This is a genomic window from Rhizobium sp. BK196 (assembly GCF_014193255.1).
Lineage (GTDB): Bacteria > Pseudomonadota > Alphaproteobacteria > Rhizobiales > Rhizobiaceae > Rhizobium.
Genome location: NZ_JACHZB010000007.1, coordinates 236,752 through 263,143, shown reverse-complemented (window position 1 = coordinate 263,143; position 26,392 = coordinate 236,752). Strand labels below are relative to the sequence as shown.

The 26,392-nt window shown below is 60.3% G+C and carries 30 protein-coding genes; 18 read left to right on the top strand and 12 right to left on the bottom strand.

Translation table 11 applies throughout. From position 1 onward, the window contains the following. Nucleotides 1-13: 13 nt before the first annotated feature. The 4 genes from FHT78_RS22455 to FHT78_RS22440 are packed head-to-tail and all read right to left on the bottom strand — an operon-like array spanning nucleotide 14 to nucleotide 3,271. Complete coding sequence (locus FHT78_RS22455; RefSeq protein WP_183748782.1) at nucleotides 14-523, bottom strand: chemotaxis protein CheW; 510 nt, start codon at nucleotides 521-523, stop codon at nucleotides 14-16. Then, on the bottom strand, nucleotides 520-2,580 hold the full coding sequence (locus FHT78_RS22450) for a chemotaxis protein CheA (protein ID WP_183748780.1): 2,061 nt from the start codon (nucleotides 2,578-2,580) through the stop codon (nucleotides 520-522). Before FHT78_RS22450 ends, FHT78_RS22455 begins: the two co-directional genes overlap by 4 nt. Next, entirely contained in the window at nucleotides 2,577-2,945 is a 369-nt protein-coding gene (locus FHT78_RS22445) for a response regulator (RefSeq protein WP_183748778.1), read from the bottom strand. Before FHT78_RS22445 ends, FHT78_RS22450 begins: the two co-directional genes overlap by 4 nt. Next, entirely contained in the window at nucleotides 2,942-3,271 is a 330-nt protein-coding gene (locus tag FHT78_RS22440; protein ID WP_183748776.1) for an STAS domain-containing protein, read from the bottom strand. Before FHT78_RS22440 ends, FHT78_RS22445 begins: the two co-directional genes overlap by 4 nt. Nucleotides 3,272-3,624: 353 nt before the next feature. On the opposite strand from FHT78_RS22440, the gene FHT78_RS22435 reads away from it, so the two are divergent. Further along, on the top strand, nucleotides 3,625-5,358 hold the full coding sequence (locus tag FHT78_RS22435; RefSeq protein ID WP_183748774.1) for a chemotaxis protein: 1,734 nt from the start codon (nucleotides 3,625-3,627) through the stop codon (nucleotides 5,356-5,358). Between the two features lie 116 nt (nucleotides 5,359-5,474). Here the strand turns inward: FHT78_RS22435 and FHT78_RS22430 are convergent, their stop codons facing one another. Together FHT78_RS22430 and FHT78_RS22425 are read right to left on the bottom strand one after the other, a co-directional pair. Then, entirely contained in the window at nucleotides 5,475-6,554 is a 1,080-nt protein-coding gene (locus FHT78_RS22430; RefSeq protein WP_183748772.1) for a tetratricopeptide repeat protein, read from the bottom strand. Between the two features lie 10 nt (nucleotides 6,555-6,564). Next, the gene (locus tag FHT78_RS22425) at nucleotides 6,565-7,218 is read right to left on the bottom strand and encodes a thiamine phosphate synthase (RefSeq protein ID WP_183748770.1); all 654 of its coding nucleotides are present in this window, start codon (nucleotides 7,216-7,218) and stop codon (nucleotides 6,565-6,567) included. 108 nt (nucleotides 7,219-7,326) lie between these two features. Here FHT78_RS22425 and FHT78_RS22420 point away from each other — a divergent pair, with 108 nt between their 5' ends. Both FHT78_RS22420 and FHT78_RS22415 read left to right on the top strand, forming a co-directional pair. After that, on the top strand, nucleotides 7,327-8,091 hold the full coding sequence (locus tag FHT78_RS22420; RefSeq protein WP_183748768.1) for a sulfite exporter TauE/SafE family protein: 765 nt from the start codon (nucleotides 7,327-7,329) through the stop codon (nucleotides 8,089-8,091). Between the two features lie 64 nt (nucleotides 8,092-8,155). Continuing rightward, complete coding sequence (locus tag FHT78_RS22415; RefSeq protein WP_025669780.1) at nucleotides 8,156-8,416, top strand: metalloregulator ArsR/SmtB family transcription factor; 261 nt, start codon at nucleotides 8,156-8,158, stop codon at nucleotides 8,414-8,416. Nucleotides 8,417-8,570: 154 nt separating this feature from the next. On the opposite strand, the gene FHT78_RS22410 is transcribed toward FHT78_RS22415, so the two are convergent. Further along, nucleotides 8,571-8,744, bottom strand: a complete 174-nt coding sequence (locus FHT78_RS22410) for a DUF465 domain-containing protein (RefSeq protein ID WP_007826474.1) — start codon at nucleotides 8,742-8,744, stop codon at nucleotides 8,571-8,573. A gap of 230 nt (nucleotides 8,745-8,974) precedes the next feature. Here FHT78_RS22410 and FHT78_RS22405 point away from each other — a divergent pair, with 230 nt between their 5' ends. The 6 genes from FHT78_RS22405 (at nucleotide 8,975) to FHT78_RS22380 (ending at nucleotide 12,901) form a co-directional block, all read left to right on the top strand. Then, nucleotides 8,975-9,178: a DUF465 domain-containing protein gene (locus tag FHT78_RS22405; protein ID WP_007826473.1), complete on the top strand. Its 204-nt coding sequence runs from the start codon at nucleotides 8,975-8,977 to the stop codon at nucleotides 9,176-9,178. A 16-nt stretch (nucleotides 9,179-9,194) separates the two neighbouring features. Continuing rightward, nucleotides 9,195-9,689 (top strand): 5-(carboxyamino)imidazole ribonucleotide mutase, encoded by a 495-nt coding sequence (gene purE, locus FHT78_RS22400; RefSeq protein WP_183748867.1) that lies wholly within the window; start codon nucleotides 9,195-9,197, stop codon nucleotides 9,687-9,689. Continuing rightward, nucleotides 9,686-10,753, top strand: a complete 1,068-nt coding sequence (locus FHT78_RS22395; protein ID WP_183748866.1) for a 5-(carboxyamino)imidazole ribonucleotide synthase — start codon at nucleotides 9,686-9,688, stop codon at nucleotides 10,751-10,753. Before purE ends, FHT78_RS22395 begins: the two co-directional genes overlap by 4 nt. Nucleotides 10,754-10,930: 177 nt before the next feature. Further along, on the top strand, nucleotides 10,931-11,056 hold the full coding sequence (gene ykgO / locus FHT78_RS22390) for a type B 50S ribosomal protein L36 (RefSeq protein WP_109457334.1): 126 nt from the start codon (nucleotides 10,931-10,933) through the stop codon (nucleotides 11,054-11,056). Between the two features lie 99 nt (nucleotides 11,057-11,155). Continuing rightward, nucleotides 11,156-11,773, top strand: coding sequence for a hypothetical protein (locus FHT78_RS22385; RefSeq protein ID WP_183748766.1), 618 nt, complete (start codon nucleotides 11,156-11,158; stop codon nucleotides 11,771-11,773). A 78-nt stretch (nucleotides 11,774-11,851) separates the two neighbouring features. Beyond that, nucleotides 11,852-12,901 carry an alpha/beta hydrolase gene (locus FHT78_RS22380; RefSeq protein WP_183748764.1) on the top strand — a complete coding sequence of 350 codons (1,050 nt, stop codon included), beginning with the start codon at nucleotides 11,852-11,854 and terminating at the stop codon, nucleotides 12,899-12,901. Between the two features lie 72 nt (nucleotides 12,902-12,973). On the opposite strand, the gene FHT78_RS22375 is transcribed toward FHT78_RS22380, so the two are convergent. After that, nucleotides 12,974-13,690, bottom strand: coding sequence for an SDR family oxidoreductase (locus FHT78_RS22375; protein ID WP_183748762.1), 717 nt, complete (start codon nucleotides 13,688-13,690; stop codon nucleotides 12,974-12,976). Between the two features lie 113 nt (nucleotides 13,691-13,803). Between FHT78_RS22375 and FHT78_RS22370 the strand changes: the two genes are divergently transcribed. Continuing rightward, a complete protein-coding gene (locus FHT78_RS22370) occupies nucleotides 13,804-14,658 on the top strand; it encodes a helix-turn-helix transcriptional regulator (protein WP_183748760.1) in 855 nt (284 codons plus the stop codon). A gap of 62 nt (nucleotides 14,659-14,720) precedes the next feature. Next, the gene (ggt, locus tag FHT78_RS22365) at nucleotides 14,721-16,463 is read left to right on the top strand and encodes a gamma-glutamyltransferase (protein ID WP_183748758.1); all 1,743 of its coding nucleotides are present in this window, start codon (nucleotides 14,721-14,723) and stop codon (nucleotides 16,461-16,463) included. Between the two features lie 9 nt (nucleotides 16,464-16,472). Here the strand turns inward: ggt and FHT78_RS22360 are convergent, their stop codons facing one another. Then, nucleotides 16,473-17,177 carry a hypothetical protein gene (locus FHT78_RS22360; protein ID WP_183748756.1) on the bottom strand — a complete coding sequence of 235 codons (705 nt, stop codon included), beginning with the start codon at nucleotides 17,175-17,177 and terminating at the stop codon, nucleotides 16,473-16,475. Between the two features lie 149 nt (nucleotides 17,178-17,326). On the opposite strand from FHT78_RS22360, the gene FHT78_RS22355 reads away from it, so the two are divergent. The 3 genes from FHT78_RS22355 (at nucleotide 17,327) to FHT78_RS22345 (ending at nucleotide 20,593) form a co-directional block, all read left to right on the top strand. Further along, on the top strand, nucleotides 17,327-18,391 hold the full coding sequence (locus tag FHT78_RS22355) for a helix-turn-helix domain-containing protein (RefSeq protein ID WP_183748754.1): 1,065 nt from the start codon (nucleotides 17,327-17,329) through the stop codon (nucleotides 18,389-18,391). Nucleotides 18,392-18,461: 70 nt separating this feature from the next. Next, nucleotides 18,462-19,436 carry a threonine/serine dehydratase gene (locus FHT78_RS22350; RefSeq protein WP_183748752.1) on the top strand — a complete coding sequence of 325 codons (975 nt, stop codon included), beginning with the start codon at nucleotides 18,462-18,464 and terminating at the stop codon, nucleotides 19,434-19,436. A gap of 131 nt (nucleotides 19,437-19,567) precedes the next feature. Further along, entirely contained in the window at nucleotides 19,568-20,593 is a 1,026-nt protein-coding gene (locus FHT78_RS22345; protein WP_183748750.1) for a dienelactone hydrolase, read from the top strand. Nucleotides 20,594-20,647: 54 nt separating this feature from the next. On the opposite strand, the gene FHT78_RS22340 is transcribed toward FHT78_RS22345, so the two are convergent. After that, the gene (locus FHT78_RS22340) at nucleotides 20,648-21,445 is read right to left on the bottom strand and encodes an SDR family oxidoreductase (protein ID WP_183748749.1); all 798 of its coding nucleotides are present in this window, start codon (nucleotides 21,443-21,445) and stop codon (nucleotides 20,648-20,650) included. 129 nt (nucleotides 21,446-21,574) lie between these two features. Here FHT78_RS22340 and FHT78_RS22335 point away from each other — a divergent pair, with 129 nt between their 5' ends. Next, nucleotides 21,575-22,513, top strand: a complete 939-nt coding sequence (locus tag FHT78_RS22335; protein WP_183748747.1) for a GlxA family transcriptional regulator — start codon at nucleotides 21,575-21,577, stop codon at nucleotides 22,511-22,513. A gap of 428 nt (nucleotides 22,514-22,941) precedes the next feature. Here FHT78_RS22335 and FHT78_RS22330 read toward each other — a convergent pair whose 3' ends face one another. Beyond that, nucleotides 22,942-23,748, bottom strand: a complete 807-nt coding sequence (locus FHT78_RS22330) for a phytanoyl-CoA dioxygenase family protein (protein WP_183748745.1) — start codon at nucleotides 23,746-23,748, stop codon at nucleotides 22,942-22,944. A 226-nt stretch (nucleotides 23,749-23,974) separates the two neighbouring features. Beyond that, nucleotides 23,975-24,907, bottom strand: a complete 933-nt coding sequence (locus FHT78_RS22325; RefSeq protein WP_183748743.1) for a LysR substrate-binding domain-containing protein — start codon at nucleotides 24,905-24,907, stop codon at nucleotides 23,975-23,977. Nucleotides 24,908-25,014: 107 nt separating this feature from the next. Between FHT78_RS22325 and FHT78_RS22320 the strand changes: the two genes are divergently transcribed. Genes FHT78_RS22320 through FHT78_RS22310 form a run of 3 tightly spaced genes read left to right on the top strand, consistent with a single transcriptional unit; the run spans nucleotide 25,015 to nucleotide 26,383 of the window. Next, complete coding sequence (locus FHT78_RS22320) at nucleotides 25,015-25,434, top strand: tautomerase family protein (RefSeq protein ID WP_183748741.1); 420 nt, start codon at nucleotides 25,015-25,017, stop codon at nucleotides 25,432-25,434. Then, nucleotides 25,431-25,835: a cupin domain-containing protein gene (locus tag FHT78_RS22315; RefSeq protein ID WP_183748739.1), complete on the top strand. Its 405-nt coding sequence runs from the start codon at nucleotides 25,431-25,433 to the stop codon at nucleotides 25,833-25,835. The genes FHT78_RS22320 and FHT78_RS22315 overlap by 4 nt, the downstream gene beginning before the upstream one ends. Continuing rightward, nucleotides 25,832-26,383, top strand: a complete 552-nt coding sequence (locus tag FHT78_RS22310) for a DUF4865 family protein (RefSeq protein WP_183748737.1) — start codon at nucleotides 25,832-25,834, stop codon at nucleotides 26,381-26,383. The genes FHT78_RS22315 and FHT78_RS22310 overlap by 4 nt, the downstream gene beginning before the upstream one ends. The last annotated feature ends 9 nt before the right edge of the window (nucleotides 26,384-26,392 follow it).

The following is a 26,392-nucleotide window of genomic DNA, read 5'->3' as shown; positions in this document are numbered from 1 at the left end:
AATTGGCCGCCGGCTAGTTGACGGCCCCCGCCGTCTCATGCCTCGATGAAAAAATTGCTTGCAAATTCGGGAGGATGATGAACTCGCCATCCCTCTTGACCAGGCAGTTGATGTAATCCGCGCGCCAGCGCATGCCCACGCTTGGCGGCGGTTCACTGGCGCTCCTCGTCAAGGTCGTCACCTCGTTCACCTTGTCGGTACGCATTCCCACCAGGGTCTGCTCCCCCTGCAGATCGACCTCGATGACGATGATGCGGCTGTCGATCGTCGCTTCCGAAGCTTCCATCCCAAAAGCGAGGCGAAGATCGGCAAGCGGAATGACCTTGCCGCGGAAGTTGATGACGCTGGCGACGAAGGGCTGGCTGCCCGGCACCGCGGTCTCGGGAAGCAGATCCAGGATTTCCTGGACGATGACAGCTTCCAGCGCGAAGGTTTCGCCATTGAGATCGAAGGTCAGAACTTCGATTTCCTCGGCGTATTTCCAGTGCTTGTCTAATTTTTCGGCTGTTGCTGCTGTGCTCATCCTGCCACGCGCAATTGCGCCTCCTGTTGCTGACCCGCGGCAACGAGGTGCCCGACGTCAAGAATGAGGGCGACGCTGCCGTCGCCGAGAATGGTGGCGCCAGAGAAGGTCGCCACGTCGTTGTGCAGTTTCGACATCGACTTGATGACCGTCTGGTGGTCGCCGATGATCTGATCGACCACGAGGCCGACACGTTCGGTGCCCGTCGAAATGACGACGACCTTTTGATGCACGTCCGGCTTGGTGCCGGTACGGAAGAGATCGCGAAGCCTGAGGAACGGCACCAGACTGTCGCGCAGCGAGATGAAGCTGCGCCCACGCGAGCGAAGATCTTCTTCGAGCGACAGTTCGAGGCATTCCTCGACCGCCGAGAGTGGGATGACATAACGACCGGAACCGACACGAACGAGCAGGCCGTCGATGATGGCAAGCGTCAGCGGAATGCGGAGAGAGACTTCCGAGCCCTGCCCCGGCAGGCTGACGATCTCGATTGCGCCGCGCAGCGCCTCAACCGTTTTCTTGACGACGTCCATGCCGACGCCACGACCAGAGAGATTGGTGATCGTTGCAGCCGTAGAGAAGCCCGGTGCGAAGATGAGTTGCAGCAATTCCTGATCGGAAAGCGGCTGGCCAGGCGCGATGAGCCCCGAGGATTCCGCCTTGGCGCGAACCCGATCGCGGTTGATGCCGCGGCCGTCATCCTTGATCGAGATGATGACCTCGCCGCCGGACTGACGGGCGGCAAGCGTCACAGTTCCTGCTTCCGTTTTGCCGGCAGCAAGGCGTTCGGCAGGCGGCTCGAGGCCGTGATCGATCGAGTTGCGAACGAGGTGAACCAATGGATCGGCGAGACGCTCGATGACGGTCTTGTCGACTTCGGTGGTCTCGCCTTCGGTGACGAGTTCGATCACCTTGCCGGTTTCACGCGCAAGATCATGGACGAGGCGGCGGAAGCGTGAGAAGAGCGTCCCGACGGGCACCATGCGCAACACCATCATCGTGTCGCGCAGCTCGCCGGAGAGACGTTCGATTTCTTCCGAAACCGAGCGCAGGGCAATATCCGAACTGGAGCTTGCCAGCTGGCTGAGGCGCGACTGGGCAATGACGAGTTCACCGACGCGGTCCATCAGCTCGTCGAGACGCTCTGCCGGAACGCGGACGTTTTCCTGTGCCTTTGCCTGGGCTGCCGCCTGAACGGGAGCCGTTTCGCGTTTCACCGGAACCGCCTCGACCGGTCGGAATTCCGGAGCGGCGGCTGGCGCGGATGCGACCGGGGCTGGCGTAACCGGGGCGACCGGAGCGGGAGCTCCATCTCTCTTTGTCTCGGCAGATGCGGCTTGCGGATCGGAGATTTCCTGAACGTCGAGCTCCATGTCATCCATGACGAAGATGAAGACGTCGTCGATCGCCGAACGGTCCTGTTCGCTGGTCAGAATGACGTCCCAGGAGACGTAAAGCTCAGTTGGAACCAGATCGTCGAGCTGCGGAATGCCTGATGTGTTTGCGCGGACTGTGCATTCGCCGAGATCGCGCAGTTCATCCAGAAGACCAAGCGGATTGGTGCCGTTAGCCATGGAATTCGCCGGCAGGCTGAAGCGGATGCCCCAGGTCGTTTTCTTCTTGGTAGGAGCGGCCGCCGCAGGCGCGGCAGCAGCGGAGGCGACGGCTTCTTTGACTTCGGCCTTACCGCCGACGGCGGCCTGGAGTTGTGCAAGCAGCTTGTGACCGGTATCGCCGTGATCCGCGTCGGGCTGTTCGACGAGGGCGCGCATATGGTCCTGCGCGGCGAGCACGGCAGCGACGAGCTCAGCGGTTGCCGGAACCTCACCCTTGCGAACACGGTCGAAGGCCGTCTCGCAATGATGGGTGAAAGCGGCTAGCGCCTCAAAGCCAAACATTGCCCCCGAGCCCTTCAACGTGTGAAGGCCGCGGAACACGGCGTCGACGAGATCCTTGTTTTCGAGGTCGTGGTTCAGGTCGAGAAGGCCGGCTTCGATCGCCTCGAGGCATTCGGCCGCTTCGGTACGAAAGACTGCGACTGGATCAAGCGAACTCATCTGCCCAGAACCTTCTTCGCGATCTTAACGAGATTTTCCGGATCGAACGGTTTGGTGAGCCAGCCGGTGGCGCCGGCGGCCTTGGCACGGGCCTTGAGGTCCGCATCGGACTCCGTCGTCAGGAAGATGATCGGCACGCCGGCCTGGGCGGGCAGTTTCCGCAGCTCCTCGATCATCGTCAGCCCGTCCATGACGGGCATGTTGAGATCAGTGACGATCAGGTCGAAATTGCCGCTCTTGGCAATCGCCAGGCCCTCGGCGCCATTGACGGCTTCGGTGACTGCATAGCCTGCATTGGTGAGCGTGACCTTGGTGGTCAGCCGGATGCTGGCGGAATCGTCGACGGTCAGGATGTTTGCGCTCATAGCGTCACCTCTTTATGCAACCAGAACTTTGTGTCTTCGTGATCGAAGGCTTCCGCAAATCCGGCACGCTCAAGAACCTTGAGAAGCGAGCCGCTGGCCGGAGCCGAAAGCGTGAGAGTCTTGCCTGTCGCTTTTGCCTGACGACGGGCGGCTTCGACGAGCTGAAGAAAACTCAGATCCGCTTCCGCGTTTTCGGGAAGGCTTAGAATAATGTTATTACTGTCGCGAAATTGATCGATAATCTTCGCGTATACTTCTGAAGCAGTACGAATGCTCAGAACTTCGGGAAGCGATATAGATTCGAAATATTGCGCCTGAGTATTCAATGCAGCCTCCATGGTCGGAGAATACTTAACGACCCCAAAAGGACTCTCATGACAGGCTTAACAGCGCGTAAACAGCGGTTGTAGGAAATTGCAATTACAGCGAGTCCGGACTCCCTGATTTCTCATCCAAGATAACTTATACTGATGCATGTTCATGTTATAAAATAAGTCGTAAAAACATATAGATAATCCAGATGTAAACGGTACGCATCAAATTTCGCCGAACTCTTTTAAGCGTTGTTAATCACAACGTTGACGAGTCTGCGGCGTTTACCTGCCGTTTCCATCCTGCCCGTAAAAATAGAATCAAATTGCCTGTGTTTAGAAGTAAAGGTACAAATGTGACAAACACGATGTCATCGGCACAGACTGCGCTCTACGCCTCAGGGTCAGATATCAGCCTGACCCTGGAATCGGCCCGCGCTCAAGTCGAGGAACGTTTCCTCGAAGGTGGCACCGTTCTGCTTTCGGTGATGGATGTCCTCAATCGTCTGTTGACGTCGCTGGACCAGCTCACCAAGGCATTGGACACCAATGAGGCGAGTGACACCAGCGCCGATCTGAATGCGACCGTTCAGAACTTGATTGAGCTTCCCGGCGCTGAGGAAAACCGTCAGCAGGCTCTGACGGCACTGGCCCAAACGGGCTCGGAACTGCACCGGCACGTCGCGGATATGCAGGAGACGATGCGCTACCTGCGCACCTTCGCAGTCACGGTAAAGATAACGGGTGCGGGTCTCGCCGAATTCGCGGGCTTCGCACAGGAAATCCTCGAGCGCATCTATTCGGGGACGGACGAAGTCAATCGCTTTGCAAGCCATCTGGACAGTCTGCTGAAGGAGGTCAAGCTCGCCCTCTCCTTTGGCAACAGTCTGTCCAAAAGCTACGCCGGCACCGTTCCCGCAGTCGCCACGGCGCTTAAGGACGACGCAAAGAAGATTGCCGATCACCGTCAGAACCTCGGCGCCATCGCCCGCGAGGTAGGCGCCATCGCTCGCGGCGTACAGGGCAAAGTCGCATCTACGCTTTCGGCACTGCAGATCGGTGACATTACCCGCCAGCGCATCGAGCATGTGCAGAGTATCTTCTCGCTGCTGGAGAATTTCTTCGCGAGCGCAGACGGCGCCAAGCTCGATGCCGATGCACGCAAACGGCTGCAGAACGTCATCCACCACCTGACCGCCGCGCAGATGGCTGAGATGTGCACCGACTTCCAAAGGGATTCCCGCAACGTCGTAAAGACCATCGCGAGCTTCAGCCAGGATACGCAGCAAATTCTGCGATTGCGCGACCAGATGAGCGGTCAGAGCGACGGCAGCGGCGGCAATTTCATGCGCGCGCTGGAATCCAGCGTCTCCGCTGCCCATGAGATCGTCAAGCAGGTCGATACGGCAAGCCGTCAAGCCGACCAGGTCAGTCAATCGACGATCGGCACTGCTGCAACGCTTCTGCAGTCAATCGAAGCGATCCGAGCAGTCAAGACTGATATTCACTATATGGCGCTGAATACCAACCTGCGCTGCAGCCGTCTCGGCGAGGAAGGCAAGTCGATCAACGTCGTCACCGCCGAGTTGCGCATCTTTGCCGGCAAGCTCGATGATTCAGCCGATGCCATCGTCAATGGCCTGCCGGCGCTCGAAGCCTCGGCTGGGCGCGTTGCCCCCGCCGCCGGCACCAAGAATGGCGGTCTTGCCGAAAGCCTCACCTCGGCCGTCAGCACGATCCGCTCGGCCGCCAACTTGATGGAAGACGAACTCCAGGTGCTTGCCGAACATGGCCGCGAGGTCGCGACCACGATCAACCTGCTGATCGGCAAGCTCGATTTCCAGCATGATCTCGGCGACGTGCTCGCCCGCTGCACCGATGTGCTGGAAACCGCGGCCGGCGACCAGATCGCCGATATTTCCGACATCGCCGAAGCAATCGCTCCGCTCGACCGCACGATCTTCAAGCTCTACACCATGGTCCAGGAACGCAATGTCCATCGCGACATCATTCCCGCCACCGAGCAAGCAACGGCAGCGGCTCCTGCTGAGCCCGCCAAAGTCCGGAGCGACGAAGATCTGTTCGAGGACGCCCTTTTTTAGAAGGGGCCACGGGTTAGAGCAATTCCAGCAAAAGTGGGAACCGGTTTTGCGTCCGGAATTGCAGAAAAACAATAAGGTAGAGCATTGAAGGCGACTCTGTTTTCGCTGGAAATGCTCTAGTTGATGCGGCGGAACTTGTTCGCCGCTTCGATCGCCGCCTTCTGCTGGTCGTCCTCGATGCCGAGATAGAAATCCTCGAGCGAGGGGTCGCTCAATCCCGCCCGCCGCGACAGGACATACCATTTGGCAGCTTCGATCGGATCGGGCGCCGTACCGATCGCATTGATGTAGAGATGCGCGAGCTTGTTCTGCGCGACGACATTGCCCCGGTTGGCGGCAAGCTTCAGCCATTCGAAACCGCGCACGTAATCCTTCGGCCCGCCGACACCGTTGACCAGCCAAATACCCATATCGAGTTGAGCCGTATCGAAGCCCGCCCGCGCCGCGCGCGCCATCCAGTCCCGGGCCAGCTGCTTCTTGTCTTCGGGCAGGTCTGAGACCTGCTGATAGATCTGCGCTACCGCATATTGCGCGTCGGCGACGCCCTGCTCTCCCGCCTTTTCATAGTAAGGCAGGGCAAGTTTCAGACCCTTGTTGCCGGGATTGTCGGCAACGAGGGTCTGCGCCCAATTGAATTGGGCGGACGAATTCCCGCCGTCGGCCGCCTTGCGCATATATTCGTCGGCCTTCGCCTTGTCGCGCGTGACATTGTTGCCCTCCATCAGGAGCAACGCATATTTGAACATGGCGGCCGGATCGCCGCCCTCCGCCGCCTTGCCGTACCAGAAGGCAGCATTCTTCATGTCCCGCTTGACGCCGAGGCCCTGCGACAGGATTTCGGCGATCAGGGTCTGGGCTGCCGGATCGCCGAGTTGCGCCCGTGGCAGCGCCTTGTCCATGGCGGTCAGATAATAGCCACGCTGATAGGCGCCGAACGCCTCGTCGACCGGACCCGTATATTCCTTTTCAGGCGGCAGGTCGGGCAGCTTCGCACCCATGCGATCGAAAACCCCGACACCATCGGACGGTACAATCCCCTGCGGCTGCGGTCGGTCGGTACGGAACGTCTGGCTGGGTGCCGCAGAAGGTTCGGTGATCGCTTCATTTGTCTGTGCCAGCACAAATTCCGGCCAGACCGCCAGAAAGGCCGTGATACAAAGGAGAGCGCATCTCGAAGGGCGGGCGAGCATCGGCATAAGCGCGATATCAATCCTCAAACCGTGGCGCTTTTTCGTCAAGCAAAGCATTGATCTGAGCCACGATCGAGGGCGCCTGAGCCGGCTCTGCGAATACCCCCACGCGCATTGCCACGAACTCGGCCCCGGTCTCCGCAACGGCAAGCACGGAAGCCGGATCAGTGCCGCCCATGACGATGCACGGAATTTCGATCATCGACGCCCACCACTCGGCAAGCGCCAGGTTCTTCGGGTGCGCCTCCGGCTTGATGTCGCCGTCGAGCTTGCCGAAGAAGATGTAATCGGGCCGCTCCTCGCCGACCTCCAGTGCACTATGCCGGTCGGCGGCATTGCCGCCGCCGACGATCAGCTTGTCCGCATAACGATCGATCGCATCGGCAATCTCGCTTGCCGGTCCCGTGATGTGCAGGCCATCGGCTTTCGAACGGCCGACGACGCGGCTATCACCGGCAATCAGAGCCGCAGCACCGGCATTCTGGATGATGGGCACGAGCTTTTCGGCATGTTTCTGAAAGCTGCCGTCATCGAGACCATATTGCGGCAGGATAACGGACGCGACATCGCCGCCCTTCAACGCATCGGCAACGATCGTCGCCCGTTCATCGGCATCGGCGATATCGGGCACAACGAGAACAAGGCGGCAGCGGTTTTCCGGTTCGGTCATGAAGTCTTTCCATCTGCGGCGGTTTTTCCCGCTCTATGGCGGATCCGCACTCGTTTTGAGTGAGTAATTCCGATAGAGGGGGCTTGCAAGGGGAGGAACTTCAAAAGCATGCCGCATGATCTGTCATTTTACTACGCCGCAATCCCGGCTGTCATTCTTGTCGGGCTTGCCAAAGGCGGGATGGGCGACGCTTTGTCGCTGATCGGTCTTCCCTTTCTCGCCCTCGTCGTGGCGCCCGTCGAAGCCGCCGCGATCCTGCTTCCCATCCTCGTCTTCATGGACATGATATCGCTGGTCATCTGGCGCCAGCATGGCGACTGGAGGACGCTGAAGATGATGCTACCGGGCGCCCTTCTCGGCATCGCTTTCGGCTGGGCCACCTCCGCTCTGGTGCCGGGAAGCGTGCTGCGCATTCTCATCGGTACCGTCACCGTTGCCTTCTGCCTGCGTTACTTCTGGAACAATTTCGGCCCCGGCAAGGGAAAAGTCGTCCCGCCACGACCCCAGCGCCCGGTCCTGGCAAGTCTTTGGGGCACGTTTTCCGGTTACGGCAGTTTCGTCGCCCATGCCGGCGGCGCGCCCTTCCAGATCTACGCCCTGCCGCTCAAGTTGCCGCCACGCGAATTCACCGGCACAAGCGTGCGCTTCTTCGCCATTTTGAATGCTGTCAAGCTCGTTCCGTATTTTGCGCTTGGGCAGTTCGAGACCCGCAATCTTCTGGCCTCTGCCACGCTCTTGCCCTTCGCCCCGCTGGCAACGATTACCGGGGCATGGTGTGTGCGGCGCATGCAGCCGCAGATATTCTACCCATTCATGTATGCCATGGCACTGATCGCTGCTTTCCTGATCCTGCGTGAAGGCATGCTCGAATAGGATGCGTTTCGTTGCGATGCACAATTCCCTTGCTGGATACGCCTGTTTGACGTAACTTTTTGGGATGTCGAACACGGACCCTTTCGCCGCGATTGCCGATCCGAACCGGCGGTTCTTGCTGGAGGAATTGCGACGCGCGCCAAAGACGGTCAATGAGCTTGCCGAGGGCCTGCCGATCAGCCGCCCCGCCGTGTCGCAACACCTGAAAGCGCTGCTCGAAAGCAACCTCGTTTCCGTGACTTCGGAGGGAACGAAGCGCATCTACACGGTCAATAACCGCGGCTTCGACAAGCTCAATCTCTGGCTGGATCAGTTCTGGGCCTGAAGGCGCCCTTTTTCGTAAAAACGCCAGCCCGATGCCGCATGCAAGGGACTGGCGCTTGATTTCGGTTATTCACCGGGTCTTGCTTGCTAAACTAGAAATTGGGGAATTTACCTTTTCTTTCACAAGACTGATGTCCGGCGATATCCTGGAAAGATCAATGGACGGATGACTTGAGACGCTCGATCTCGTCCTTGATGCGCAGCTTACGGCGCTTGCATTCGGCAAGTTCAGTATCGGAAATAGAGGGAGATGTTCTCAGGGCATGCAACTCCTCCTCGAGAGCGACATGCTTTTTCTGGAGCGATTCAAGATGAGCTTGAACAGTCATTTGACCCTTCCTTCCTCTTACCCTTCCCCAGCCATCCATTGCTGGAGATCCAAGGTGTCAACGCGCGGACTGTGACACATTTTTGAATGCTTGTCGAAGGCCAAAAGATGGAGACTAAGCGGCAAATTCATGATCAACACTAACTTCCCGTTACCTCTATTTGGTGATAGGAGCTTGCGGAAATTATCGGCAGACCGGACAAGGTCCGAAGACGATCATGGGGAATGCAAATGGCCGATCAGGAACAGGCGGAAATCAGGCTCATGGTGGCGCGCCTGCGCCAGGAGCATGAGGATTACGACGCCGCGATCAACGCCATGATCGAGACGGGATGCGATGCTCTGCGCATCCAGCGCATGAAGAAGAAAAAGCTCGTGATCAAGGACAAGTTGTCCAAACTGGAAGATCAGATCATCCCCGATATCATCGCCTGAAGGAACGATTGTGACGATAACAGACAGACCGCCAGTCGCCATTATCATGGGCAGCCAGTCAGACTGGGAAACCATGAAGAATGCTGCCGATACGCTGGAGGCGCTGGAAATCGAGTATGACGCGCGTATCATCTCGGCTCATCGCACACCCGACCGGCTCGTGAATTTCGCCAAAGGCGCACGTGCCGAAGGCTTCAAGGTCATCATAGCAGGCGCGGGTGGCGCGGCTCACCTTCCGGGCATGACGGCGGCCATGACGCCGCTGCCGGTTTTCGGCGTGCCGGTCCAGTCGAAGACTATGTCCGGCCAGGACAGCCTGCTCTCTATCGTCCAGATGCCAGGCGGCATCCCCGTCGGCACGCTTGCCATCGGCAAGGCCGGCGCGATCAACGCAGCACTTCTTGCTGCTGCCGTGCTTGCTCTTTCCGACGACGAGGTCGCCGAACGCCTCGACGAATGGCGCGAGCGCCAGAGCGCTTCTGTTGCCGAATATCCGATGGACGATCTCTGATGGTAAGGACGATAGGCATCATCGGCGGTGGCCAGCTCGGCCGCATGCTTGCCATGGCCGCAGCACGGCTGAATTTCCGCACGGTGATATTGGAACCGCAGGCCGACAGCCCCGCCGCCCAGCTCGCCAACCGCCAGATCACCGCCGCCTATGACGATCCTTCAGCACTCGCCGAACTGGCCGGGCTCTGCGATGTCGTAACCTACGAATTCGAGAATGTTCCCGTCACCGCTGCAGAAATGCTGGCAAAGAGCGTGCCCGTCTATCCGCCGCCGAGGGCGCTGGAAGCTGCTCAGGACCGACTGGCCGAAAAACGCTTCATCAATGGCTGCAACATTCCGACGGCCCGTTTCCACGCGGTCGACAGCCAGGCCGATCTCGAATCTGCATTGAAAGATTTCGGCGGCCAGGGCGTGCTGAAAACCCGCCGCCTCGGCTATGACGGCAAGGGCCAGAAGGTATTCCGCTCGCCCGCCGACAGTCCTCACGGCGCCTATGCGGAACTTGGCTCTGTGCCGCTCATTCTCGAAAGCTTCGTCGCCTTCGAACGCGAGGTGTCGATCATCGCCGCCCGCGCCGCCGACGGCACTGTGCTCTGTTTCGACCCGGCCGAAAACGTGCACCGCAACGGCATCCTGCATACGTCCACAATTCCGGCGACAATCTCCGCCGCCACCGCCGATGCGGCGCGCAAGGCTGCCGAACAGATTCTCACCGCGCTCGATTATGTCGGCGTCATCGGCATCGAGTTCTTCGTGCTGGCCGATGGCAGCCTGATCGCCAACGAGATGGCGCCGCGGGTCCACAATTCCGGCCACTGGACGGAAGCTGCCTGCGTCGTCTCGCAATTCGAACAGCATATCCGCGCCGTCGCCGGCCTGCCGCTCGGCAATCCGCGCCGCCATTCCGATTGCGTGATGCAGAACCTCATCGGCGACGATATTCTTGCCGTTCCGGACTGGCTGAAACGTGACGACACGCTGGTGCATCTCTACGGCAAGACCGAGGCGCGCGCCGGTCGGAAGATGGGCCACGTGACGACGCTGACGGGCAAAGCCTGCTGAGCCGTTTGCCCGGCCAGCGCCTGAAACCCGCGGAAAAAAGCCTTCACGTGGTTGACACAAGGAAGAGGCCGGGTTATCTGCTCCCCCACCTAAAGAGCGCGCCCAGCCGGCGCGCTTTTGATTGTTAAAAGACACGGGCGAATGTGAATTCCCCCAGAAACATCGCGGATCAGAAAAATGAAGATCAAGAATTCGCTCAAGTCGCTCAAGGCGCGTCATCGTGACAACCGTCTCGTTCGCCGCAAGGGCCGCATCTACATCATCAACAAGCAGAACCCGCGCTTCAAGGCTCGTCAGGGCTGATTGCGCGTATCCGGTTTGCCTGCCCTCAGGCGGGCATATCGGTTGGTCGCTTCGGTGATCACGCCAAATTTGTTTGATCTTCAGCGATGGCGGGCTAATATGTCCGCCATGCGCTTTTTTGCCTTGACCTCAGCGGCGCTGCCGCTTGCTTTCACCTTGTTTGCCCCTGCCCCTCCTGCCATGGCGCAGCAGAAGGATGTTATTGTCGAACAACAGGCCAACACCGATTCGTCGCCGAAGCAGCGTCTCGACCAACTCTATGATCAGTTGAAGCGTGAACGCGACCCGGACAAGGCAGGCAGCATCGCCAATCAGATTCGCATGGAATGGAACGATTCCAACAGCGCGACGATCAATCTCCTGATGCAATGGGCTGACAAAGCGATCGAGGAGAAGCGCAATCCCGCAGCGCTCGATTTTCTCGATGAAGCCATCGCCCTGAAACCCACCTATACCGAAAGCTGGAATCGTCGCGCAACGCTGAACTTCGTGCTCGGCAATTATCGCAAGTCGATGGCAGATATCGAACAGGTGCTGAAGCTCGAACCCCGTCATTTCGGCGCGCTGTCAGGCATGGCGGCTATTCTCGCCGCCACGGGCAATGACCAGATCGCCCTCAAGGCCTGGGAGCGCGTTCTGGATGTCTACCCCGCCGATCGCACTGCGCAAGAGCAGGTCGGCACGCTCTCGGAAAAGCTCGCCGGCAGCCGCACCTGACAGATCCGGCGCGCACTTGACGGCGTAGGAAAGCGTACAATCTTAACTCAGTGATGTGGTCTCTGTCCGGTTGAAGCCATGCTTGCCGAAGTTTCTGCCCTTCTCGCTCCCGTTGCTGCCGCTATCGGCTATTCCTCCTACAAGGCTCGCCAGTTCGAACATGCCTATCCCAATATCGGCGAACTGACCGATATTGGCGGCTATCGCATGAATGCTGTGCATATCCGGCGCCCCGACGCTGCCGATCTTCCGCCCCTGGTCTTCATCCATGGCGCGAGCGGCAACTTGCTGGACCAGGCGGGCGCCTTTCGCGAGCCGCTGGAAGGCCGCGCCGAGATGCTCTTCGTCGACCGCCCCGGTCACGGCTACTCCGAACGCGGCGGGCCGGAGAACGCGCTGCCGTCAGGCCAGGCCGATGCCATTGCCAAACTGATGGAAAAGCGCGGCATCGAGAAGGCTGTTATCATCGGCCATTCCTTCGGCGGCGCGATCGCTGCAGCCTTCGGCGTCCGCCATCCGGACAAGACGGCGGGTCTGCTGTTCCTGGCCCCTGCTTCCCATCCATGGCCTGGCGGCATCGACTGGTATTATCATGTCGCGACGACACCGGTTGTCGGATGGCTCTTCAATCATGCGCTCGTCGTGCCGCTTGGCCTGCACCGGCTGGAGCGCGGTACGGTGAATGTCTTCCGCCCCAACCCCCGGCCCCTCGATTACGTTGCCAGGACCGGTCCGTCGCTGGTATTGCGGCCGCGCGCCTTTTACAATAACGCCACCGACTTCAAGCGGCTCCATGAATATCTGACGGCCAACGCGCCGCACTATTCCGAGATATCAGCACCATCAGTTATCATCACCGGCGACAAGGACGAGATCGTCTGGGAGCATCTGCATTCGCGTGGATTGTCGCGAGATATAAGGGGATCGGAACTCGTCACGATCAAAGGCGTCGGCCACAAGCCTGACTATCTTGCGACCGACGTCGCCATTGCAGCCATCGAGAAGATTGCCGGCAAGCCGCGCAACCTTGCAGCGATTGCCCGCAAGGCAGAAGAACGGCTCGCCGGTTCTTCCACCAATCAGACGCTCGGAACAATGCCACCATCAATCGTATGTTCAGCACCGTGAACTGGGCGACGTGAAGGGAGAACCAGGCCGTTTTGGTTTTCGCTCCCGAGGCATCACCGATGGGACGCCTCATCAGGTCGCGAGGTGAATGCCGCCGTCACAAGTCAGGACGTGACCGCTCATGAAGCTGCTCGATACCAGGAAGGCGACGGCCTTGGCGACATCCTCCGGCCGGCCGATGCGACCGACCGGGGTGCGGCCGGCAAAATCCTCGAAGACGGCCTGACGCTCCCCGGCCGACAGGAAATCCCACCACGGCGTATCGATCACACCAGGCGAAACGCCGTTCACGCGCAACGGCTTCAACTCAGCCGCAAGCACCCGTACCATCGCCTCGATCCCCGCATTGACGGCGGCAAGACCTGCGGTTCCCGGCATTGCGGACTGCGCACTAACGGCAGATACGAAGGTGATACTGCCTTCTGGCTGCAGGAAAGTCAGAGCCACTTGCGCCATCGCCGCATGCGGGATGAGCTTCGTCTGGAAGCCGGCGAGCAGGTCGGCCATGTCGAGCGTCGCGAAAGGACCGGCACCATGGCCGCTGCCTAACGCCAGCACGAGATGATCGAAGGGTCCGAGGCTTTCGAAGGCCTGCTTCACCGCGGCGGGATCTCGCGCATCGATGGCGATCATTCCGACCTTGCCGGAAAGATGGTCAACAGAAGCCTTGAGCTTCGCCTGATCCCGCGCGGCGATGGTGACGCGAAACCCCTGTTCCAGAAGCAGTCTTGCCGAGGCAAGGCCGATGCCTGAAGAGCCGCCGATAACGACTGCGTGCTGCAATGACATGGAATACTCCTTTGCATGATCGAACTTCCGGCTTTCGTTGCCGGGAGCGGTTTCATCTTGCGGGGTTCCAAAATCGCAAACAGACCCAATTTTATCCTGGTATCGATACTGATATGATGACTGCCATGGATCAGAAATTCGATACGTTCGAAGCCCGCCGTCGAGAATTCGCGGCCTTCCTGCGCTCGCGCCGCGAGCGGCTGCGGCCTGCCGACGTCGGCCTGCCGGACGGTTTTCGCCGCCGCACGCCGGGGCTCAGGCGCGAAGAGCTCGCCATGATCGCCGGTGTCGGCACCACCTGGTACACCTGGTTGGAACAGGGGCGCGACATCCGCCCCTCCCCGCAGGTGCTGAACGCGCTCGCAAACGCACTTCGCCTTGATGAGGCCGAGCGCCAGCATCTCTTCACCCTCAACAGTCGCCAGTCGCCGCAGCCACTTTCGTCAGCCCCTGAGGTGGTCGATAAGCCGCTGCGCCGCATGCTGGACAATCTGACACATCAGCCGGCTTATGTGCTTGGTCGCCGCTGGGACGTACTGGCCTGGAACCGTGCCGCCGACCTGCTCTTCGGTGGTTATGACCGGCTGGGGCCGGACGAGCGCAACACCATGCACCGGCTGTTTGCCGATGATTTTCACCGCACCCTGCTGGTCGACTGGGAGGCCGTCGCCCGCGTCTCGCTCGCTATGTTTCGCGCCGACAGCGCCCGTTATGCCGGCGACCCGGATTTCGAGCGTCTCATCGCACTGCTCCAGCAGGCGAGTGCGGAATTCCGCGCCTGGTGGCCACGCCATGAAGTCGTCGCTCCGCTGTCAGGCGTGAAGCGCCTGAACCATCCGCTCAAGGGCTTGATGTGTTTCGAACATACCGGCCTCGCGCTGATGAGCCAGCCGGACATGAAGCTGATCGTCTACACGCCTCTCGAAGAGCACGACACGAACAGGAAACTCGCTGAGCTTCTCACCTGATCATTGTCTCTCACAGAAGCGACGCCATATCTTCCCCATCGCCGTCCTTCGAGGGGAAAATCATGGACCGCCTTCCCAGACAATCCGTCGCCATTCTCGCCGCCATTTCGCTTTGTCTCGCACCGTTGCCGGCTTTTGCCGCTTCGCCGGCACCCGTCGAAGCTGAGCATGGCATGGTCGTCACCGCCCAGCATCTGGCAACCGATGTCGGCGTCGACGTGTTGAAGAGCGGCGGCAATGCCGTCGATGCCGCGGTCGCAGTCGGCTATGCGCTCGCCGTCGTCTATCCGACGGCCGGCAATCTCGGCGGCGGTGGCTTCATGACGATCCGGATGAAGGATGGAAAAACGACCTTTCTTGATTTCCGCGAACGCGCACCGCTCGCTGCAACCAAAACCATGTATCTCGATGCCAAAGGCGATATCGTCCCGCGCGCCAGCCTCGACGGTTATCTCGCCGTCGGTACACCGGGTTCGGTAATGGGCTTTGAGACCGCCCGCGAGAAATACGGGACCAGGACGCGTGAGGAACTGATCGCCCCGGCTTTAAAATATGCGAAGGAAGGCTTTACGCTGGAACAGGGTGACGCAGCCACTTTCGCCAGCAGCGCCAAACGGCTCGCAAAAGACGAAGAAGCTGCAAAAATCTTCCTGAAAAGCGGCGGCGGCGCCTATATGCCCGGTGAGAAACTGGTGCAGCCCGATCTCGCCGCCGTCCTGCAGTCGATCTCGGAGAAAGGCCCCGATGCCTTCTACAAGGGCGCGCCTGCCGAGGCGATCGTCAAGGCCAGCCAGGCCAAGGGCGGCATTCTCGCCAAGGACGATTTCGAGCAGTACAAGGTGAGGGAACTGAAGCCGATCGAGTGCAATTATCGCGGCTATGACATCATTTCTTCGCCGCCGCCCTCCTCCGGCGGCGTCATCATCTGCGAGATCTTGAACGTCCTCGAAGGCTATCCGCTCTCTTATTTCGGTTACGGATCGGCCGAGGCAGTACACATCATGGTCGAGGCCATGCGTTATGCCTATGTGGACCGCAACGCCGCCCTCGGCGACCCCGACTTCATCGACAATCCCGTCTCTAAACTGCTGGACAGAAGTTATGCGGCGTCAATTCGTGCCAAGATCGATCCCTATCGGGCCGGCACCTCGGCCAATCTGAAGCCGCTCGGCGGTAAGGAAAGCACCGAGACCACGCATTATTCCATTATCGATGATGAGGGCAATGCAGTTGCCGTGACCTATACGCTGAACGGCTCCTTCGGTGCCGGTGTCGTCGCACCCGGTACCGGCGTGCTGCTCAACAACGAGATGGACGATTTCACCTCCAAGCCCGGCGTGCCGAACCTCTATGGCCTCGTGCAGGGCGAGGCTAATGCCATCGCGCCGAAGAAGACGCCGCTTTCTTCGATGAGCCCGACGATCGTCACCAAGGACGGCAAGCCCTTCATGGTGATCGGCAGCCCCGGCGGCTCGCGCATCATCACGATCACCCTGGAAGCCATCCTCAACGTCGTCGATTTTGGCATGGATATCAGCCAGGCGGTCAATGCTCCGCGCATCCATCACCAGTGGCAGCCGGACATGGTCTACCTGGAGCCCTACGCCCTCTCGCCGGATACCGAAAAGGCGCTTGCCGCAATGGGTTACAAGTTCGATGCCGGCAATAATACGCCCGTCTGGGGACAGGCGGCCGGCATTCTCGTCGGCGGCAGGAGCCTTGCGGCGATCGAGAAGGGCGGCGGCGCCCGTTACAACGGCGCGATGGACAGTCGCGCAGCCGAAGGTTCCGCCAACGGCTATTGAGCAAGCGCCTCAGCGGATTCTCACCCGAACAAAATCGCCGTCGATCTCGACATGCGGTTTTGCGCCCGGCACGCTTGGCTGCCGGGCGTCGACCCAGGAAGCCTGCGCCGCTACCTTGTAGTCGACCGGCACATTGTCTCCGAAGCCGAGATAGGCATCGAGCGCGCGAGCGCGGATCGACACGTTTTCGTCCGCTTCAACCCTGTCGAAGTCGAGGGAAGCCTTCACGGCATCCCCGCGGATATCGATGCCACTGGCATGACCGTCGAGGGTGACGTCGGCCGCCTTTCCGGCAACGGCAAGCTCGGAAAAATGACCAATGAGCCTTGCGGTGAAGGCGCTCTGATCGATCCGGAGGGCCGCACCGGCAGGCACATTGGCATTGACCTCAATCACGCAGTCGGATGGGTCCAGCCAGGACGATGCGGCGATATCGATATGCAACACCGTACCATCAACCCGCATGTCGCTATTGTTGCGACAATCGGCAAAGTACCAGCTTGAATACCAGGATGAGAACCAGCCTTTCCGTCGCCCGCTCAGCGATGCGCCATAGGGCTGATCGCGTCGCGTGGTGATGTTGATCGAGCTTGCGTCACCGCTGATGGCAACCGCACGCACGCCTGAAAGATCGGGAATTGCAGTTGTCGATGCCTTGTCCGGCAGAGCCGCAGACGCTACCAGAAGCGCCGGCATCACAAGAAGAATGATCATCGAAATCCGTCCATGAATGACGTCCTCCCGTCGAGGACATTTCCAGGATGGATTTTCAGCCCTCATTTCGAGACCTCGATCACGATCCGGGTCGACCGCGAACGCAATCGGGTTCATTCTGGGATCATTGTTGCCGCCGGATATCGCCGATGATCTTCGTTCCCCTGCCATTCGTCGTGGCTTTGCTGCTTGCCATCCTGCTCATCCGCATGTTGCGCCAGGGAGATGGGGCGCTCGCCGAAAAGCGGCCTTTCCTGCTGCTGATCGGGTTCTACATCCTCCAATCCGTAGTAATCGGCATCCGCTGGGGTTACGACGTCATCGCGATCATGCCGATTCAATCGTTGATCGCGACGACAATCGCGGCCCTCGCCTGGGTCTGCTTCAAAGGGCTTGCTATGGAAGAGCAACCCACCTTTTTCCGTTTCTGGCCGCACCTTTTGCCGACGGCCTCGATCGTCGTCTTGATCGCGCTCTATCCAGAGCCGATCAGTCTCGCGATCATTCTGATCTTCCTCGGTTATGGTGCAGCGCTCCTCTGGCTTGCCCGGCATGGCCCGGATGCGCTCGTCGCCTCCCGCCTTGACGGTGCAGTGCTGTCCTATCGCTCGCTGCAGATCACCGGCTTTGCCCTCATCGCCTCCGCCGTCACCGACGTCATCATCAGCTTCGATTTCACCAAGACCGGCGGCATTCATGCGGGCGCCATCGTCGCACTTGGCAATGTCGTCGCGCTGCTGATCCTTGGCACCGCCGCGTCCGTGGCAAGCAGCGGCAGCACGGTCGAAGTGGCATCCGCGGAGCCGCCCCCACCGCCACCGCCGGCGACAGAAGAAGACGAAGCCGTCGCCGCAGCGCTCGATACGCTGATGCGCGCCCGCCAGCTCTATCGAGATCCCGAACTCAATCTCACCCGCATTGCCCGCAGGATGAATCTCCCTGCCCGGCGCGTCTCCACGGCCGTCAACCGCATCCACGGCATGAGCGTCTCGCAATATGTGAACGACTTCCGTATCCGCGCCGCCTGCGAGCAGCTGGTCGGCACCGATCATCCAATAACGCAGGTGATGTTCGACTCCGGCTTCATCAGCAAGTCCAACTTCAATCGCGAATTCGCGCGCATGAATGGCGAAAACCCCACACAGTTCAGAAAGCGGCGCGTCCCGCGGGAATCGGGTGGTGCCGCGTCCAATGTCATATTCATGTCACCGTGACAAAGTCGCCGTTCACAAGCAAAGATGCGCGCTCTATGCATGAGCGGCATTAAAGCAAAAAGAGATTCCCATGGCTTCCATTGAAATGATCGTTGCCGCCCGGGCTCGCCTGCGCGGTCACGCGCGGCGCACGCCGCTTCTCTCCTCCCCTTTTCTCGATGAAATCGCCGGCCGGCGGCTGTTCGTGAAGGCCGAGTGCCTGCAGCATTCCGGCTCCTTCAAGTTCCGCGGCGGCTGGTCCGCCGTCTCGGGCATCGATCCGGAACTACGCAAGAAGGGCGTCATCGCATTCTCCTCCGGCAACCATGCGCAGGGGGTGGCACTCGCCGCCCGCATGCACGGCATCCCCAGTGTCATCATCATGCCGAGTGACGCGCCGAAGCTGAAGATTGCCAATACGCGCGCCTTCGGCGCCGAAGTGGTCCTCTACGATCGCGCCAATGAAGATCGCGACGAGATCGGCGCGAAGCTATCATCCGAGCGTGGCCTGACGCTCATCAAGCCCTTCGACGAGCCGCTGGTCATTGCAGGCCAGGGTACGACCGGGCTGGAGATCGCCGAGCAGACGGAAGAGGAAGGCGTGAAGAACGCCGAAGTCCTCGTCCCTTGCGGCGGCGGCGGCCTGAGTTCGGGCATTGCCCTCGCACTGGAAGCAAGTGCGCCGGACTTCCGTGTCCGCCCCTGCGAACCGGAAAATTTCGACGACACCACCCGCTCGCTTGCATCAGGCAAGATCGAGCGCAACGCTACCATGAGCGGGTCGATCTGCGATGCGATCATCACGCCGCAGCCGGGCAACATCACCTTCCCAATTCTCAAGCGTCTGGCCGGACAGGGTATTGTGGTGACGGATGATGAGGCACTGCGCGCCGTAGCTCTCGCCTTCACCCGCCTCAAGATCGTCGTCGAACCGGGCGGAGCTGTTGCACTGGCTGCGGCCCTCTTCCACGGCGACCAGCTGGAAAGCGACACGGCCGTCGTCGTCACCTCCGGCGGCAATATCGACGCCGACGTGTTCACCACTGCGCTGGAACGCTTCGGCTAACGCGCGACAGCGCTCTGGAAGACCCTGATCGCGATCGACGACGACCTCGATCATGATCGGGGTCTCCCTCACCTGGGAAAGAACGAAAACCTCGTCTTGCCGCCACATGGCGGTCTCGTTCCGAGGTTTCTATGAGACATCTTTTCACCCTGCTGCTGTCGGCCGGCCTTCTTGCTGCCAACACTCCGGCACATGCGGCCGACCCTGTCGGTCTGTCCTTTCTTTCTGTTCCGGTTCCCGAACGCCACGGCACCATGGAGATTACGCTCTGGTACCCGGCCACAACAGGCGGAACACCCGTCCTGATCGGCGACAGTCCGCTTTTCAAAGGCGAGATCGTCCAGCGGGACGCAACTGCCGCTGCCGGTAATTATCCGCTGGTTCTGCTTTCCCACGGCGGCCTGAAATCCGGCCCTTTCATCGGCGCCTGGATGGCGTCGCGCCTCGCTTCCAAGGGCTTCGTGGTGGCAATGATGCGTCAGCCGTATCCACAGACAATAACGAGCGAGAAGAGCATTCATGAAATTTGGCTTCGGCCTGCCGACCTCTCAGCCGCGCTGACCGCGATCGAGAAGGACAGAACGCTACCTGCACAGATAGACCGAAACCGTATCGGCGTGCTGGGCTTCCTCATCGGGGGAACATCCGCACTTTCGCTTGCAGGCGGCAACTTAGATCCGGAAAGCTTTGCACGATCATGCGATCCCGACGGCACAGGCGTCGACTGCGCCGAGTTCGCGAGCACCGGCATCGATCTCCGTGCCGTCGATCGTCAGAAGCTCAGCCGCTCTCATCTCGACGCCCGGGTGAAGGCGGCTGTTATCATCGATCCTGAATTCGCCGCCAATTTCGCGCCCGAAAGCCTCAAGCGCATATCGATCCCGGTGCGACTCATCAATCTCGGCACACCGGAAACCCTCTGGCCCGGCCTGCGCGCATCAGGCCTGCAAGACATAATACCCAATGCGCGCTACGATCTGTTGACGGACGCTTCGCAATACAGCGCCTTCAGTGAGTGCAAGCCGGCTGGCACTGCGATCCTTCGCGAGGAAGGTGAAGAGCCTCTCTGCGACGACACCGAGGGAACGAGGCGGTCTTCTATTCACGATCGCCTGGCAGAGATGGTCGCAGCAACCTTCCACGCAGATCTCCCATAACGGAAACATCGTCCGCGGCCACCTGCGGACGATGTCGTTCTCCGGTGGCCGCCCTCAGGCGACCTTGTAGCGCGGAGCCGGCAGCGAACGCGACAGGTTCGGCATCAGCGCCTGGCGCGCCTGTTCATAAGCGGCGAGCAGGCCGGCATCTTCGAGCGCCGGGATCGTCGCAAACTCTCCCTCGGCAAGACCTGCCAGCGAGGCATCGACCATGTTTTCCGCCGACATGACGATTTCGCCCGGCAGGTGCTCGACCGGTGTGCCGGCGATACCCCAGAATTCGGTCGCCGTAGCACCCGGCAATACGACTTGAACGCGGATATTCTTGTCGGCAAGCTCGTGCTTCAGCGACTGGCTGAAGGCGAGCACGAAGGCTTTGCTGCCACCATAGACACCGTTCAGGACCTCGGGCGCGATTGCGACGATCGAGGCGATGTTGATGATTGTGCCGCCACCGCGGGCAACGAGGCCCGGCGCAGCTGCATAGGTCAGCCGCGTCAACGCCGTCACGTTGAGCTCGATCATTTCCTGCATCTTGTCGACGTCGGAGGCGAGCAGCGGCGCCGTGCCGCCAAAGCCGGCATTGTTGACGAGCATGGTGATGCTCTGATCTTCCTTCAGCACCTTCTCGACTTTGGCGAGATCGTCCTTGTTGCCGAGATCGGCAGACAGCGCCTCGACGGTTCGGCCCGTTTCATCGCTCAGCCGGCTTGCCAGCGCCTTCAGCCGCTCGCCGTTGCGGGCCACAAGGATGAGATTGTAGCCCTGCTTCGCCAGCCGGTGGGCATAGATCGCGCCAATGCCTGACGAGGCGCCCGTGACCAGCGCCGTACCCTTATGTTCTTGTGCCATGATCGTTTCTCCATTTCGTGCGCCGGCCCGATTGCCTGCGCTTGAGGAGAGTTCTACGCCCGATTGCCGATGTCCTGAATGTCATATATACCACCTTTTAGGACATTCCCTTTTTGAGGACGTGACGCCATGCAGCAAATCGGTTTCCTGCTCTTTCCCGGTTTCCAGATCATGAGCCTCGCTGCCGTCTCCGCCTTTGAATTCGCCAATCTGGAACTCGGGGAAAAGGCCTATGACATCCACTATCTTTCCGAGACCGGCGGCCCGATCGCCAATTCGCTCGGTATGATCATCGAAACCGAAGCCTTCGGCGATCCCGATTTCGACACGCTGATCGTCGCCGGAGCACCCGACATCAGGCTGCCCAGTCAGGCCGAGGCGGATTTCATCCGCGCAGCCCTTCCCGCGGCGCGCCGCCTTGCCTCGATCTGCACCGGCGCTTTCCTGCTTGCCGAAGCCGGTGTCCTTGGTGGCCGACGCGCGACGACGCATTGGTATCTCGCCCGCGAACTGCAGAACCGTTACCCCGAGATCAGGATGGAAGAGGACCGCATCTACATTATCGACGGTTCCGTCTGGACCTCGGCGGGCATGACGGCGGGGGTCGATCTGGCGCTCGCAATGGTCGAGAAGGACCACGGGCTGGAAATCGCCCGCGCCGTCGCCCGCATGCTCGTCGTCTATCATCGCCGCGCCGGTGGTCAGTCCCAGTTTTCGGCTCTTCTGGAGCTCGAACCGAAATCGGACCGCATCCAGAAGGCCCTTGCGCATGCGCGCAGCAATCTGAAATCCACGCTCTCAGTGGAGGAACTGGCCGAGGCCGCGCATCTGAGCCCCCGTCAGTTCAGCCGTGCCTTCCGCGCCGAAACGGGTCAGTCGCCGGCAAAGGCCGTCGAAAACCTGCGGCTGGAGGCGGCCCGCCTGATGATGGAGCAGGGCCGCCATCCGATCGATGTCGTCGCCCGCGAAACCGGCTTTGCCGATCGCGAACGTATGCGCCGCGCCTTCCTGCGCGCCTTCGGCCAGCCGCCGCAGGCAATCCGCCGGGCGGCACAACAGGAAATGTAGGCGTGATGTAGCAGGCAAAATTGGATGCATCCTCTCCGTCCGCGGCGGGGTGGCGGAGGTGGCGGAGGTAGAAAGCGTATTTCCAAGAGGAGCCGTAAGCGCTGCGATGCCGCCTCTATAAATGCCGGCAAAAGTGACTTCCGGCATGTTTGAGCAACTAACCTCCTCCACCTCCTCCAGTCGATTTAAATCTATATATATCAATGATTTGAACCGGCGGAGGCAACCTCCTCCGAACCTCCTCCACTTGGGATGAACCTCCTCCACTGAGAGCACCGAGCGTCCGTTCGGACGCAAAAATAGCGCCCTTTTCGCGAACATGGGCATCTTGTGGAGGAGGTTCCCCGAAGTGGCGGAAGTTCCGATACGAAGCAACCTCCTCCACATCCGCCATCACGCAGAGTTGCGCAGCGGTTGGGGACATGCTGTTAACCCTGCTGAAGCGCCCTGCGGATGGCGATTTCGACAGGCGAGTAGGCGCCATCCTCACGCACAAGCTTTAGCGGCTCGGAAGGCGCAAGGCCCGGCTGCGCCATAAAGCGCGGTTCCTTGCCCCGATGCATCTGCGCCGCATGGATAAGGAAAGGATGGCACAAATACACCGTACCCGCCTGCCCGGTCGCCAGAGCAAGTGGCCTGTCCTCGCCGACATGCTCCAGCCACAGATGCGCCATGCCCGCTTCGCCGGCCGGCTCCAGCATCCTTGCGATATCCTTGTGCGATCCGACCCGGATACGCGTCGGCGCGTCTTCTTCGCCGACATCCGAGAACAGGAAGAGCATCAGGAGCGCCCGTCCGCGTGAGGTGATGTTCACCCGCCACGCCGAAAAATCCCGCTGCTCGTCAGGGTTTCCATCCTCTCCGGGAAAGCTCAGATCCACATGCCAGCCGGCATCACCAGGATCGTCAGGATGCGGGAAGCGAACAGGAAAGCTGCCAAGGCCGTCACGCGGCTCCCAGCGTCCCTTGCCGACGAGCTGATCAAAAGCCGAATGCAGCACGGGCGTATTGACCGCCGCATTGAACGGTCCGCCGCCATAGCCGGCAAGCCGGACGACCGGCCGCACCCAGGTCTTCGGATCATCGGCGGCGAAAGGAATGTCCCGCCACATGATGGCGCGGGCTTCCTCAGCCACCTCACGGGGAAAAGCATCATCGATCCGCATAAAGCCGTCCTCGATGAATTGTTCGATCTGCGCGGCGTTGAGCGCCGGCGGGTAACCAGTGGATGTCATGAAATATCTCTCTATCGCCGAACCCTGCCGGCATTGTCCATTGGCCGGAAGCAGGGTGGTTACAGTCCACGGCAACGCCCCAGCCGGCGGGCTGGTGAAGCGGCCGCATCTTCCTTTGCCCGAGGGCAGAGCCTTAGAGGCTCAAGAAGAAGACCGTAGCGATGTTGAGAGCGATCATTTTCATAGCGATGGGAGGCTACCGGCTCCCGCGAGCAGGGTCAATATTTCACCCGAACCTTCGCAGCGCCTTCTCCTGATCGGATGGGATAGGAATATCGCGCACTGCCTCGTGCACCGCCTGCAGCACCAGTTCCGCCAGCCGACTCGTTGCAGCATCCGGCTCCGCTTCCGCTCGATGCAAGACCAGACCCAGGTCAGGCAGCTCCGGCAAGCCCGCTTCGCCGGGCGCCAGCATCCGCACCTTGGCGGGCAGCCCAATGGGCGTTCGCACTGTAATGCCCAATCCCGCGGCGGTTGCCGCCCAGAGGCCGCCGAGGCTTGGACTGACGAAGGACAGCCGCCAGGAGATACCGACCTCGTCCAGCACTTTCGTCGCGGCATTCCTGAGCAGGCAGGGCGCCTCAAGCGAAGCAAGCGGCATCGGCTCCCCGCTTCCAGCCGCCCACGCAGGTAAGCCGTTCACCGGGCCGATCCAGCGCATCGGCACGTCGGCAATATGCTCGCAATGGGCGGTCAAAGTGCCGGCGCTCCAGGCGAGCGCAAGATCGAGCTTCCCCGTCGTCACCCGTTCCAGAAGCTCGGCATTGCGCACCACCCGTGCTTCGATCCGCACCTTCGGATGCGCCCGGGCAAAACGTCCGAGCACCTCGGGTAGCAAGTTCTCTCCGAAATCCTCCTGCAGGCCGAGCCGCACCCAGCCTTCCAGTTCGACACTCTGGACCGCAGCGACCGCCTCGTCGTTCAGATCGAGCAGTCGCCTTGCGTAGGCAAGCATCGTCTCTCCGGCTTCCGTCAGCGCCAGTCCGCGCCCGGATTTACGAAAGATCGGCGTGCCGGCCTGTTCCTCCAGTTTCTTGAGTTGTGCGCTGACGGCCGATGTCGACCGTCCGAGCCGATCTGCCGCCCTGGCGAAATTGCCGAGATCCATGCCGGTCGCGAATGTCCTCAGCACATCCAGGTCGAATGTAATCCGCCGCATGTAATGATCCCAATTTTCAGGATTATATATCCATAAAATTCTGATTTTCTGCATCATGGTGTCGTGGCATGCTTCTCCTGTCAAGATAAAGAACAAGGAGGCATTCAATGCCATTCGCTCGCATCTCCCTTCTGAAGGGGAAGTCGCAGGACTATCTCAGCGCCCTTTCAGACGCCATCCACACGGCAATGGTCGAAACGTTCAATGTCCCGTCAGCCGACCGCTTCCAGGTCGTCCATCAACATGAGCCGGGCGAATTGATCTTCGATCGCAATTACCTTGCCGGTCCGCGCTCTGACGATTTCGTGCTGATTTCGATCACGACCGGCAAGCCGCGAACGCAAGAAATGCGCAATGCCTTCTTTCGCCGAACCGTCGAATTGCTGCAACGCTCCCCTGGTTTGCGTCCGGAGGATGTAATGATCGTCGTTTCGACGAGCGAACCGGGTGAATGGTCCTTCGGCGGCGGATTGGCGCAGATGACTGAGCCCGGCTGGGAAGCTCGCGCCATGGGGACCCCGACATGAGCGCGGCAAATCCGAAAACCATGGCGATCCGCCGTCCCGGCAGTGCGGCCCGTTCTCCCGAAGGCATCTCGAATGCACCCTTCTGGGTCGAAATGCTGCTCGACAGCGAGATCGATGGCGAGAACACCGCCATGCGCGCAACCCTCGACCCCGGTACCGTGACGCACTGGCATACGCATCCGCGCGGCCAGCTTCTTTATGTCCTTTCCGGCGTCGGTCTCGTGCAGCGGAAGGGTGGATCAGTCGAGGAGGTCAGAACCGGAGATGCAATATGGTTCGCCCCGGACGAGCTTCACTGGCATGGGGCAACAGCTGACAGCCCTTTCAGCTATCTCAGCATCCAGGGTTTCGAGAAGGGACGCTTCGTCGACTGGTCTGACAGAGAGGAGACACAGCCATGATGGCCATGCAATATTCCTTCACCTTGCCTGCAGATTACGACATGAAGATCATCGATCACCGCATCCGCGACAAGGGGCCGGCAATGAACGGCTTCCCGCATCTCGGTTTCAAGGCCTTTCTGAGCGCTCGCCGGGGCGAATTCGGCAGCCGGGAAAATCTTTATTCGCCCTTCTATCTCTGGGATCAGCCCGAAGGCGCCGGCAATTTCATTTGTGGTCCGGGCTTTGCCGCCCTGACGGACGCCTTTGGTCGCCCGCGCATTCGCCACTGGATCGTCTGGCATGCGCATGTCTTACCGGACCTTGCCAATGCCCGCTTCGCCGACAGTCAATATCTCCCTATCGAACAGCATGCCCCTCTGCCCAACCTGCGGCAGCAGGAGGTGGATCTGTCAAAACAGGAAGCCGGCGGCAAACATGTGCTCACCCGCATAGCCGCCTTCGATCCGCATGACTGGACGATGGTGCGATTTGGCCTTCACGCGGAAGCCCCGCCTGCCTCGGACGGCAAGCAGATTTATCGCGTCGGTCACCTCTCCCGCGGCTAAGAACACCAA

Bases quoted from the DNA above. Each gene is read 5' to 3' on its own strand.
- FHT78_RS22455 (WP_183748782.1), bottom strand. From the start codon at position 523: ATGAGCACAGCAGCAACAGCCGAAAAATTAGACAAGCACTGGAAATAC.
- FHT78_RS22450 (WP_183748780.1), bottom strand. From the start codon at position 2,580: ATGAGTTCGCTTGATCCAGTCGCAGTCTTTCGTACCGAAGCGGCCGAA.
- FHT78_RS22445 (WP_183748778.1), bottom strand. From the start codon at position 2,945: ATGAGCGCAAACATCCTGACCGTCGACGATTCCGCCAGCATCCGGCTG.
- FHT78_RS22435 (WP_183748774.1), top strand. From the start codon at position 3,625: ATGTCATCGGCACAGACTGCGCTCTACGCCTCAGGGTCAGATATCAGC.
- FHT78_RS22430 (WP_183748772.1), bottom strand. From the start codon at position 6,554: ATGCCGATGCTCGCCCGCCCTTCGAGATGCGCTCTCCTTTGTATCACG.
- FHT78_RS22425 (WP_183748770.1), bottom strand. From the start codon at position 7,218: ATGACCGAACCGGAAAACCGCTGCCGCCTTGTTCTCGTTGTGCCCGAT.
- FHT78_RS22420 (WP_183748768.1), top strand. From the start codon at position 7,327: ATGCCGCATGATCTGTCATTTTACTACGCCGCAATCCCGGCTGTCATT.
- FHT78_RS22415 (WP_025669780.1), top strand. From the start codon at position 8,156: ATGTCGAACACGGACCCTTTCGCCGCGATTGCCGATCCGAACCGGCGG.
- FHT78_RS22410 (WP_007826474.1), bottom strand. From the start codon at position 8,744: ATGACTGTTCAAGCTCATCTTGAATCGCTCCAGAAAAAGCATGTCGCT.
- FHT78_RS22405 (WP_007826473.1), top strand. From the start codon at position 8,975: ATGGCCGATCAGGAACAGGCGGAAATCAGGCTCATGGTGGCGCGCCTG.
- ykgO (WP_109457334.1), top strand. From the start codon at position 10,931: ATGAAGATCAAGAATTCGCTCAAGTCGCTCAAGGCGCGTCATCGTGAC.
- FHT78_RS22385 (WP_183748766.1), top strand. From the start codon at position 11,156: ATGTCCGCCATGCGCTTTTTTGCCTTGACCTCAGCGGCGCTGCCGCTT.
- FHT78_RS22380 (WP_183748764.1), top strand. From the start codon at position 11,852: ATGCTTGCCGAAGTTTCTGCCCTTCTCGCTCCCGTTGCTGCCGCTATC.
- FHT78_RS22375 (WP_183748762.1), bottom strand. From the start codon at position 13,690: ATGTCATTGCAGCACGCAGTCGTTATCGGCGGCTCTTCAGGCATCGGC.
- FHT78_RS22370 (WP_183748760.1), top strand. From the start codon at position 13,804: ATGATGACTGCCATGGATCAGAAATTCGATACGTTCGAAGCCCGCCGT.
- ggt (WP_183748758.1), top strand. From the start codon at position 14,721: ATGGACCGCCTTCCCAGACAATCCGTCGCCATTCTCGCCGCCATTTCG.
- FHT78_RS22360 (WP_183748756.1), bottom strand. From the start codon at position 17,177: ATGATCATTCTTCTTGTGATGCCGGCGCTTCTGGTAGCGTCTGCGGCT.
- FHT78_RS22355 (WP_183748754.1), top strand. From the start codon at position 17,327: ATGATCTTCGTTCCCCTGCCATTCGTCGTGGCTTTGCTGCTTGCCATC.
- FHT78_RS22350 (WP_183748752.1), top strand. From the start codon at position 18,462: ATGGCTTCCATTGAAATGATCGTTGCCGCCCGGGCTCGCCTGCGCGGT.
- FHT78_RS22345 (WP_183748750.1), top strand. From the start codon at position 19,568: ATGAGACATCTTTTCACCCTGCTGCTGTCGGCCGGCCTTCTTGCTGCC.
- FHT78_RS22340 (WP_183748749.1), bottom strand. From the start codon at position 21,445: ATGGCACAAGAACATAAGGGTACGGCGCTGGTCACGGGCGCCTCGTCA.
- FHT78_RS22335 (WP_183748747.1), top strand. From the start codon at position 21,575: ATGCAGCAAATCGGTTTCCTGCTCTTTCCCGGTTTCCAGATCATGAGC.
- FHT78_RS22330 (WP_183748745.1), bottom strand. From the start codon at position 23,748: ATGACATCCACTGGTTACCCGCCGGCGCTCAACGCCGCGCAGATCGAA.
- FHT78_RS22325 (WP_183748743.1), bottom strand. From the start codon at position 24,907: ATGCGGCGGATTACATTCGACCTGGATGTGCTGAGGACATTCGCGACC.
- FHT78_RS22320 (WP_183748741.1), top strand. From the start codon at position 25,015: ATGCCATTCGCTCGCATCTCCCTTCTGAAGGGGAAGTCGCAGGACTAT.
- FHT78_RS22315 (WP_183748739.1), top strand. From the start codon at position 25,431: ATGAGCGCGGCAAATCCGAAAACCATGGCGATCCGCCGTCCCGGCAGT.
- FHT78_RS22310 (WP_183748737.1), top strand. From the start codon at position 25,832: ATGATGGCCATGCAATATTCCTTCACCTTGCCTGCAGATTACGACATG.